7 protein-coding genes are annotated in these 8701 nt (G+C 44.1%); 6 read left to right on the top strand and 1 reads right to left on the bottom strand.

The window, feature by feature from the left end:
• The first annotated feature begins 329 nt into the window (after positions 1–329).
• From ABFQ95_06090 to ABFQ95_06110, 5 genes are read left to right on the top strand one after another with little or no spacing between them, the layout of a single operon-like run.
• Positions 330–962 carry a cytochrome c family protein gene (locus ABFQ95_06090; GenBank protein MEN8237095.1) on the top strand — a complete coding sequence of 211 codons (633 nt, stop codon included), beginning with the start codon at positions 330–332 and terminating at the stop codon, positions 960–962.
• A gap of 16 nt (positions 963–978) precedes the next feature.
• Positions 979–2874, top strand: a complete 1896-nt coding sequence (locus ABFQ95_06095) for an extracellular solute-binding protein (protein MEN8237096.1) — start codon at positions 979–981, stop codon at positions 2872–2874.
• A gap of 10 nt (positions 2875–2884) precedes the next feature.
• Positions 2885–4000 (top strand): microcin C ABC transporter permease YejB, encoded by a 1116-nt coding sequence (locus ABFQ95_06100; protein MEN8237097.1) that lies wholly within the window; start codon positions 2885–2887, stop codon positions 3998–4000.
• Between the two features lie 7 nt (positions 4001–4007).
• Entirely contained in the window at positions 4008–5033 is a 1026-nt protein-coding gene (locus ABFQ95_06105; GenBank protein ID MEN8237098.1) for an ABC transporter permease, read from the top strand.
• A 4-nt stretch (positions 5034–5037) separates the two neighbouring features.
• Complete coding sequence (locus ABFQ95_06110) at positions 5038–6636, top strand: ABC transporter ATP-binding protein (GenBank protein MEN8237099.1); 1599 nt, start codon at positions 5038–5040, stop codon at positions 6634–6636.
• Positions 6637–6670: 34 nt separating this feature from the next.
• On the opposite strand, the gene ABFQ95_06115 is transcribed toward ABFQ95_06110, so the two are convergent.
• Positions 6671–7693, bottom strand: a complete 1023-nt coding sequence (locus tag ABFQ95_06115; GenBank protein ID MEN8237100.1) for an aspartate-semialdehyde dehydrogenase — start codon at positions 7691–7693, stop codon at positions 6671–6673.
• Positions 7694–7815: 122 nt separating this feature from the next.
• On the opposite strand from ABFQ95_06115, the gene ABFQ95_06120 reads away from it, so the two are divergent.
• Positions 7816–8418 (top strand): rRNA adenine N-6-methyltransferase family protein, encoded by a 603-nt coding sequence (locus ABFQ95_06120; GenBank protein MEN8237101.1) that lies wholly within the window; start codon positions 7816–7818, stop codon positions 8416–8418.
• The last annotated feature ends 283 nt before the right edge of the window (positions 8419–8701 follow it).

The raw sequence follows: 8701 nt of genomic DNA on the forward strand, positions 1-8701 counted from the left end.
CAACATTTGAAAATTTCATGGCTCTGATGGTGTAGTGTGCCCAGAGGAATCTCGTTTTTAGAAATTTCACGGGCACTCTCAACAGATGCGACAGAACCTGCTAACCTCCGCCATCCGTTTTCGCTAATTTTGCTGATAGCGTGCAAAACGTGATACCACGGCGAAGTGGTGTTCAACGACAATTAGATTTGTGAAAAACGCATTGCCTCATTTAAGGATTCTGTTTTTTAGCTGTTAATGAAGTACAATTTTATATGAGGCAACAATGCCTAGATAGTTAGATTATTTATGAGGCAATGCGACGACAAAAATTTATCAAGCTATGGTAAATGCCTGCTCAACTTGGTAAAATGTTCTCCAGGGAAAGAACAAGATGGAAGAGCGCTATAAAATTTTTTCGTGTCGATAGTTTTGAACTTAATAAAATTGCAGCCGCGGTTTTGCTGGCCTTGGTGATTGCAATGGTGGCAAGCATCATTGGTGATACCTTGGTCGATCCAAAACCTTTGGCCAAAAATGTCTATATCATTGAAGGTAGCACGCAACCAGGCCAAGAGGGTGTTCAAGTTGCCGTCACAAAAGCCGTTGAACCAGTAGAGCCTTTGCTGGCAAATGCCAGCATTGAAAAGGGTAAGATCGTTGCCAAAAAATGTATCCAGTGCCATACCTTTAACAAAGGAGGTCCCAATCGAGTTGGGCCGAATCTTTACGGAGTGGTAGGGCGCAAGGCCGGCCAAGTTGCCAAATTTGCTTATTCCAAAGCAATGGCATCATTTCCTGAAAAATGGACCTTTGAGCATCTGAACAAATACCTCCATAAGCCCAGAACATACGTCAAAGGTAACAAAATGGCATTTGTGGGCTTGGCAAAGGTACAAGATCGTGCCAACCTTATCGCCTATCTAAATAGCGAAAGTGACAATCCACTGCCTCTGCCACAAGGTAAATCGTCAGATGAATAAAGGAAAACCCTGACTCGTGATAAACATTCACACCCGAATTTTCATGTTGTTTCTCATGTTATGTAGTTTTGGGGTGGACAAAAGCATTGCGGCACACGGTGTTAGTTTATATGGCGATTTAAAATATGGACCGGATTTCCAACATTTTGATTACGTCAATCCTGATGCTCCCAAGGGTGGCCGTATTAATTTTGCAGTAATCGGGACTTTTGATAGTTTGAACCCATTTATCATCAAGGGAGATCCAGCAGCAGGAATGTCCCCACTGCATGCCTCAAATTTTTATGCAACATTATTGGATCATTCAGCTGATGAACCAATTGCAGCTTATGGATATATCGCCGAGGATGTTGAGGTCGCACCAGATCGGGCATCTGTCACATTCACTTTGCGAAAAAATGCCACGTTTCACGATGGATCTCCGATTATACCGGAAGATGTGGTGTTTACCTTCAATATGCTTAAAGAGAAGGGTCAACCTTTTTACAAAGCATATTACCGAGAAATTACAACCGCTGAAACAGTTGGTTCTCATAAGGTAAAGTTTACTTTTCAAGACGGTAACAACAAAGAGCTTCCTATTATTATTAGTGAAATGCCAATTTTGTCTAAAACCTTCTACCAAGAGCCTGGACATGAATTTGATGATGCTTCTATGAAGCACCCTTTGGGTAGTGGTCCGTACAAAATTGAAAAAGTCTCCCCTGGAAAGTCTATTACCTATAAGCGGGTGGAAAATTGGTGGGGCAAGGATCTGCCTGTCAACAAGGGCGAATACAACATTGATGTTTTAAAATATGTCTATTTCCGCGATCCCACAGTCGCGTTTCAATCTCTGCAAGCGGGAGTAACAGATTTTCGTCTAGAAAATATAGCAAAAAATTGGGCCAAAGCGTACACATTCCCGGCTGTCGAATCAGGGGATGTCAAAAAGCTTGCTGTGAAACATCAGGGCGGAGCGGGCATGCAAGGTATGGCCTTTAATACGCGGCGCGAAATTTTTAAAGACCCGCGGGTGCGCAAAGCTATTTCATTGTTGTTTGATTTTGAATGGGCCAATAAGAATCTTTTCTATGGACTTTACAAAAGAACCAACAGTTATTTTGCCAACTCTGAGCTTGCATCTCGTGGAATACCTAAAGGAAGGGAGCTAGAGATATTGAAGGCATTTGAAGATCAACTGCCACAAGAGGTATTTATTAAACCCTTCCGCATGCCCGTTACCGATGGATCGGGCAATATTCGAGCTCAGTTACGTCAAGCGATCGGGTTGTTAAAAGAGGCTGGCTGGAAGGTCAAAAATCACAAACTGGTCCACAAGAAAACTAATCAGCTCTTTAAATTTGAGATTTTACTGGTGCAGCCGGACCTCAAACGTGTTCTCAATGGATTTATCCGCAACTTAAAACGATTGGGTATTGATGCCCGTTTGCGAGTTGTCGATTCTTCGCAATATATGGCACGAATTGATGAGTTCGATTTTGACATGATCAGTATTCGTATTGGCCAATCTGAGTCCCCTGGCAACGAACAATTTGAATTTTGGGGATCTAAGGTAGCGGGCGTTAAGGGAAGTCGAAACTACATGGGTATCGCCAGCCCTATCGTAGACGCACTCATTCAAGAGGTGATTGATGCACCAACTCGAGACGAATTGGTAAACCGAACAAGAGCCCTAGACCGCGTTTTGTTACACCAATACTATGTAGTACCGATGTATCATAGCGATGAGTATCTTTTTGCGCATTGGCGCCATTTCAAACACCCTAAAAAATTTCCCAAATATACTCTGCAATTAAGTACCTGGTGGGTGGACTGCAATGATTGCAAGGAGTTGGCCGAAAAATACCAGCGACCCCAATTGACCAAGCACTGCAAGGTTGAGCGGGCCAGAGCGTTGGCTGAGCGTTAGGGGATAATTTTTGCTTTCTTATATTCTGCGTCGTTTGTTTTTGATTATTCCCACACTTTTTGGAATTATCCTGATTAACTTTCTCATTGTTCAAGCAGCCCCTGGGGGGCCTGTTGAGCAAATGATTGCCAAAATCCAGGGAACAGCCGTAGATGCCACCGCAAGAATTGGCGGCGGAAGCGGTATTGATTTACAAGGCGGGCAAGGTCCTGTGGGTGAGGCAGCAAGCCAGGGCATGACAAGCAAATATCGAGGGGCTCGAGGACTGGACCCTGAATTTATTGCACAAATTGAAAAGATGTATGGATTTGATAAACCGGCACACGAACGTTTTTTCAAAATGCTTAAAAATTATTTAATGTTTGACTTCGGTACCAGCTATTTTAAAGAGCAGTCCGTGGTGTCATTGATCAAAAGCAGCCTACCGGTATCGATTTCCTTAGGGCTCTGGACAACTCTATTGATCTACTTCCTCTCGATTCCTCTAGGGATTCGCAAAGCGATCCGTGATGGCTCTGTTTTCGATATGTGGACCAGCACAGTGGTGATCATAGGCTATGCCATCCCTGGATTTTTGTTTGCCATTTTGTTGATCATCTTGTTTGCCGGTGGCAGCTATTGGACAATTTTTCCGCTGCGCGGCCTTATTTCAGATGGGTGGCAGAGTATGACCTGGCCAACTTTGATTGCTGACTATTTTTGGCACATTACCTTGCCAGTGATTTCGCTGGTGATTAGCGGTTTTGCTGGGTTAACACTACTGACCAAAAATTCTTTTTTGGAAGAAATTAACAAACAATATGTAATTACAGCCCGCGCCAAGGGATTGACGGAAAGAGCTACTCTCTATCTCCACGTGTTTCGCAATGCGATGCTCATTATTATCGGCGGTCTGCCAGCCGCGTTCGTGAATATCATATTTACCGGTGCTCTATTGGTCGAAGTCATTTTTTCCTTGGATGGACTGGGGCTTTTGGGGTTTACGGCAGCCGTGCACCGTGACTACCCATTGTTGTTTGGAACGCTTTATATTTTTACGCTGATCAATCTTGTCACGCATCTTTTAGGAGATCTTACATATATGTTGGTTGATCCGCGCATTGACTTTGCCAAGCGACAGGGGTGAGGTCACCATGAGTCCATTAACCAAAAGACGTTTGCAAAATTTTCGCGCCAATCGACGTGGCTACGTTTCTTTTTGGATTTTTCTCATTTTATTCACACTCACCTTGTGTGCGGAATTTCTCTCGAATGACAAACCATTACTGGTTTCTTATGACGGATCATGGTACGTACCTGTGCTGAAGATCTATCCTGAAACCACCTTTGGCGGCGAGTTTGAAACCGAAGCGCACTACCGCGATCCCTTTGTAAAAGATCTTATTGAGACCAAAGGTTGGATGGTGTGGCCACTGATTCCTTATAGCTACAACACGGTAAATTATGATTTACCAGTCCCAGCACCTGCGCCCCCTTCGGCTGAAAATTGGTTGGGTACGGATGATCAAGGGCGTGATGTGATGGCTCGGCTTATTTATGGATTTCGCATTTCAGTGTTGTTTGGTTTAACGCTCACTTTGTTTAGTTCCCTGGTTGGGATTTTAGCTGGGGCAGTACAGGGATATTTCGGCGGGATCGTCGATTTGGCGTTGCAGCGCTTTGTGGAAATCTGGTCAGGCCTGCCTGTGCTTTTCTTATTGATTATCTTGGGAAGCCTTGTTGAGCCGAATTTTTGGTGGTTATTAGGATTGATGCTGTTGTTTAGTTGGATGGCGCTGGTCAATCTTGTGCGCGCTGAATTTTTGCGAGCCCGCAATTTTGATTATGTCAAAGCCGCCCGTGCCCTTGGTGTGGCAACGCCAATCATAATGTACCGCCACGTCCTACCCAATGCCATGGTGGCAACATTGACGTATATGCCGTTTTTGTTGAATGGATCAATTACCACACTCACATCGCTTGATTTCTTAGGCTTTGGTTTACCACCTGGCTCAGCATCTTTAGGGGAAATGCTGGCTCAAGGGAAGAACAATGTGGAAAATGCCCCCTGGCTTGGTATCACCGCGTTTGTAACCGTGGCAGTTCTTTTAAGTTTGCTGATTTTCATCGGCGAAGCCGTACGTGATGCCTTTGATCCCCGTAAAGTGAGAGCAAGGTGAAAGCATGAGTCATCTGCTTGACGTCACCGATCTTTCTGTTGTTTTCGGTCAAGGTACAAAAGCAACCCAGGTGGTTAGCCGTATTGGCTTTAACATAGCACGCGGTGAAACAGTTGCCCTTGTTGGTGAAAGTGGCTCTGGCAAATCCGTTTCTGCTCTTGCAATTTTAAAGTTATTGCCATATCCACATGCCTCTCACCCCAGCGGTCATATTATTTTTAAAAGGCAAGACTTAATGAAGCTGTCTGAGCCAAATTTACGAAAATTACGTGGAAGTCGTATTGGGATGATATTCCAAGAACCGATGACATCGTTAAACCCCCTACACCGAGTTGAAAAACAGATTCGTGAATCATTGCAATTGCATAAAGGGCTGGATAGGACTCAAGCCCGGGATCGCATTCACGAGTTGTTGAAATTGGTTGGGTTTGGCGATACCAAGCGTATCATGACCTCCTATCCACATCAGTTATCAGGAGGTCAGCGCCAACGCGTGATGATTGCCATAGCACTTGCTGGAGAACCTGACCTACTGATTGCCGATGAACCAACAACAGCTTTGGATGTAACCACCCAGGCACAAATTCTTGGACTTTTGAACGATCTAAAACGACGTTTTAATATGGGATTACTGTTGATTACCCATGACCTCGAGATTGTGCAGCACATGGCTGATCGCACCTATGTGATGTCGCAAGGAGAGATTGTAGAATCAGGTGAAACAGCTGAAATTTTTGCCAAACCACAACATCCGTATACTCAACAACTGTTGGCGTGTGAACCCAGTGGCCATCCGCACCCAGTGGTTGCAAGTGCTGCCAATGTACTATCAATCAAAAAGTTAAGCGTTGGCTTTCCTATCCGTAAAGGTTTTCTGCAACGCACAGTTGCAACCTTTCAGGCTGTTGATAATGTATCATTAGACTTGCAGGCCGGGCAAACAATTGGCGTAGTGGGAGAAAGTGGTTCAGGTAAAACAACTTTGGCAATGGCAGTCTTGCGCTTGCAACAAGCTGAGGGACAAGTTATCTTGCATGGGCAACAAATTGATGGCTTGTCCAATCGAAAGGTTCGCCCGTTTCGCCGTGAAATGCAGGTTGTGTTTCAAGACCCGTTTAGTTCTCTCAGCCCTCGCATGTCAGCCCAAGAAATCATTGGTGAAGGACTGAAAGTTCACGGGCTTTCTAAAGGGTATACTGATTTTGATCAAAAAATCGTTGCGGTCATGCGCGAAGTCGGCCTTGCCCCAGATATACGATTTCGTTACCCACATGAGTTTTCAGGTGGCCAACGCCAGCGCATCGCTGTTGCCCGGGCTCTTGTTTTAAAACCAAAGTTGTTAATTTTGGATGAACCAACGTCTGCTCTTGATCGGGCTGTTCAAGGGGAAGTGATCGATTTGCTGCGCAATTTACAAAAAAAACATCGGCTAGCTTACCTCTTTATCAGTCATGATTTAAAAGTTGTGCGGGCTATGAGTCATAACATCCTCGTGATGCATCAAGGAAAAGTAGTAGAACAAGGCACAGCAGAGCAGATTTTTGAATCACCACAGCATGAATATACACAAAAATTGCTGAAAGCTGCGACTCAATTACGGTAGTCCAGCGACAATCTTTGCTTCACCGAGAACTGTTTTAAAATAAAGGTTGACCATCTTCCCCTTCCTCCACCAATGCTTCGGCAATCTGCACCGTATTTAGAGCTGCACCCTTGCGCAAGTTATCGGATGTAATCCATAACGCCAAACCATTTTCAACTGAATCATCCTTACGGATCCGACTAACAAATACATCATCTGTTCCTGCGCAATCCAAAGGAGTGGTTAGCTCACTTGAATCATTCACACAAATACCTGCGGCTTGCTGCAATGCATTCTGCGCCTTTGTAACTTCGATAGGTCTCGCAAACTCAATGTGAGCCGAAATGGCATGACCAACAAAAACGGGGACCCGCACACAGGTCGCTGTGATTTCGATTGTAGAATCGATTATTTTCTTGGTTTCTTGAATCACTTTAGTTTCTTCGCCCGTATAGCCACTGCCCTCGAGTTCATCAATCTGTGGAATAATATTAAAAGCAATCTGGTGTGACAAATAGTGGTGTTCGATGTCCTGATTCAAGAAAATGGCCTGAGTTTGCTCAAAAAGTTCCTCCATAACTTTTGACCCTGCACCTGATGTTGACTGATAAGTCGAAATCACAACCCTTTTAATAGGGACAACTTGGTGTAACGGAGCCAACGTCATGGCAAGTGGAATAGCAATGCAGTTGGGGCTTGCAACAATATTTTGGTTGCGCACCTGATGCAGAGCTTCTCTATTAACCTCAGGAACAACAAGTGGTATGTCAGGATGCATACGAAAAGCTGATGAGTTATCAATCACAAAACACCCAGCTTGCGTAGCCCGAGGCGCAAACTCTAGTGATGTTTGAGCGCCTACCGAGGCTAACACAATATCGACACCATCAAAATCAAAAGTATCCAAATCTTTAACCACCAGGATATCTCTATCACCATAGTCAATTTCTTGCCCGTCAGAACGATCTGAAGCCAAGGGAATCAGATCTTTGATGGGAAATTTTCTTTCGTGCAGAATCGACAAAATTTCTTGGCCTACGTTTCCGGTGGCGCCGACAATGGCTACAGTGTATTGCATTTTAATTAAACTCCTGGGCTTTCAAACTCAATTTTTCATCAAAGCAAAAACTTTGCTTGATGACAATCAAAACATGCGCCATATTATTTCAATATCAAATTTTTTAGAAAGGTTGGCTTTTTATGCAAGAAACTCTCAACACACAAGATGTTAAGAATAGCCGCGACGAAAATCTTTTATTTTTGAAGCGCTGGTTGAAACATCCTTTAAGGTTAGGGGCTATACTACCTAGCTCTCCAGCGCTTACGGGACTTATTGCTCGTAATGTAAACTTACGCTCTGATAGTATTGCCGTCGAGCTTGGTGCTGGAACTGGTTGTGTCACCAGAATGTTGCTACAGGCAGGTATTCCCAACGAAAAATTGTATGTCCTAGAGCTGGATTCTGAGCTTTGTGAATTTCTAAAAATCAGTTTACCAGACGTCAACGTTATTCAAGGAGATGCACGTGACCTTACAAACTTATTGCCCAAAAAATTTGTTGGTAAAGTCTCAAGCGTGATTTCAGGTATGCCAATGACAGCAATGCCTCAGGAGATCCAAAGGCAAATTATTGAGGCAAGTTTTGCAGTCATGGACAAGGAAGGAGAATTCTTACAATATACTTATCGTCCAGGTTTCTCTCCATTAAGGGCCAAGAATTTTGGCCTCGACAAGAAACGTCTTGGCATGGCCTTTCGCAATCTTCCGCCGGCGACAGTTTGGCGTTATCAAAAGGCTGCCTAGAGCACTCACGTTAACGCTGACCGGCACTGTACCAGTTCCATTCTCGAGCGTCAGCTACTCCCGCTAGGGGTTGTATGTGGCATAAAACAAAGCTTTTGAAATAAATTTTTCGTAAACTTTCTTAATTTTTTCCTGTATGCTCGCAGCAACCGAGGAGTTGGTATGAAGAGAACACGACTAAAATTGGTTCTGTCGCATCTGTTGCCGTCCCGTAAAGATTGAGGTATCTTCACCATGAAGGTAGGTGCTCAAATGTTCAAAGTTTCAGAAAAACTCTCACATC

It is taken from the genome of Pseudomonadota bacterium (assembly GCA_039714795.1).
In the GTDB taxonomy this organism is placed as follows: Bacteria; Pseudomonadota; Alphaproteobacteria; order JAGOMX01; family JAGOMX01; genus JBDLIP01.

What these genes read in the sequence shown, in the direction of transcription:
- ABFQ95_06120 (MEN8237101.1), top strand. Translation starts at nt 7,816, where the DNA reads ATGCAAGAAACTCTCAACACACAAGATGTTAAGAATAGCCGCGACGAA.
- ABFQ95_06115 (MEN8237100.1), bottom strand. Translation starts at nt 7,693, where the DNA reads ATGCAATACACTGTAGCCATTGTCGGCGCCACCGGAAACGTAGGCCAA.
- ABFQ95_06090 (MEN8237095.1), top strand. Translation starts at nt 330, where the DNA reads ATGCCTGCTCAACTTGGTAAAATGTTCTCCAGGGAAAGAACAAGATGG.
- ABFQ95_06105 (MEN8237098.1), top strand. Translation starts at nt 4,008, where the DNA reads ATGAGTCCATTAACCAAAAGACGTTTGCAAAATTTTCGCGCCAATCGA.
- ABFQ95_06110 (MEN8237099.1), top strand. Translation starts at nt 5,038, where the DNA reads ATGAGTCATCTGCTTGACGTCACCGATCTTTCTGTTGTTTTCGGTCAA.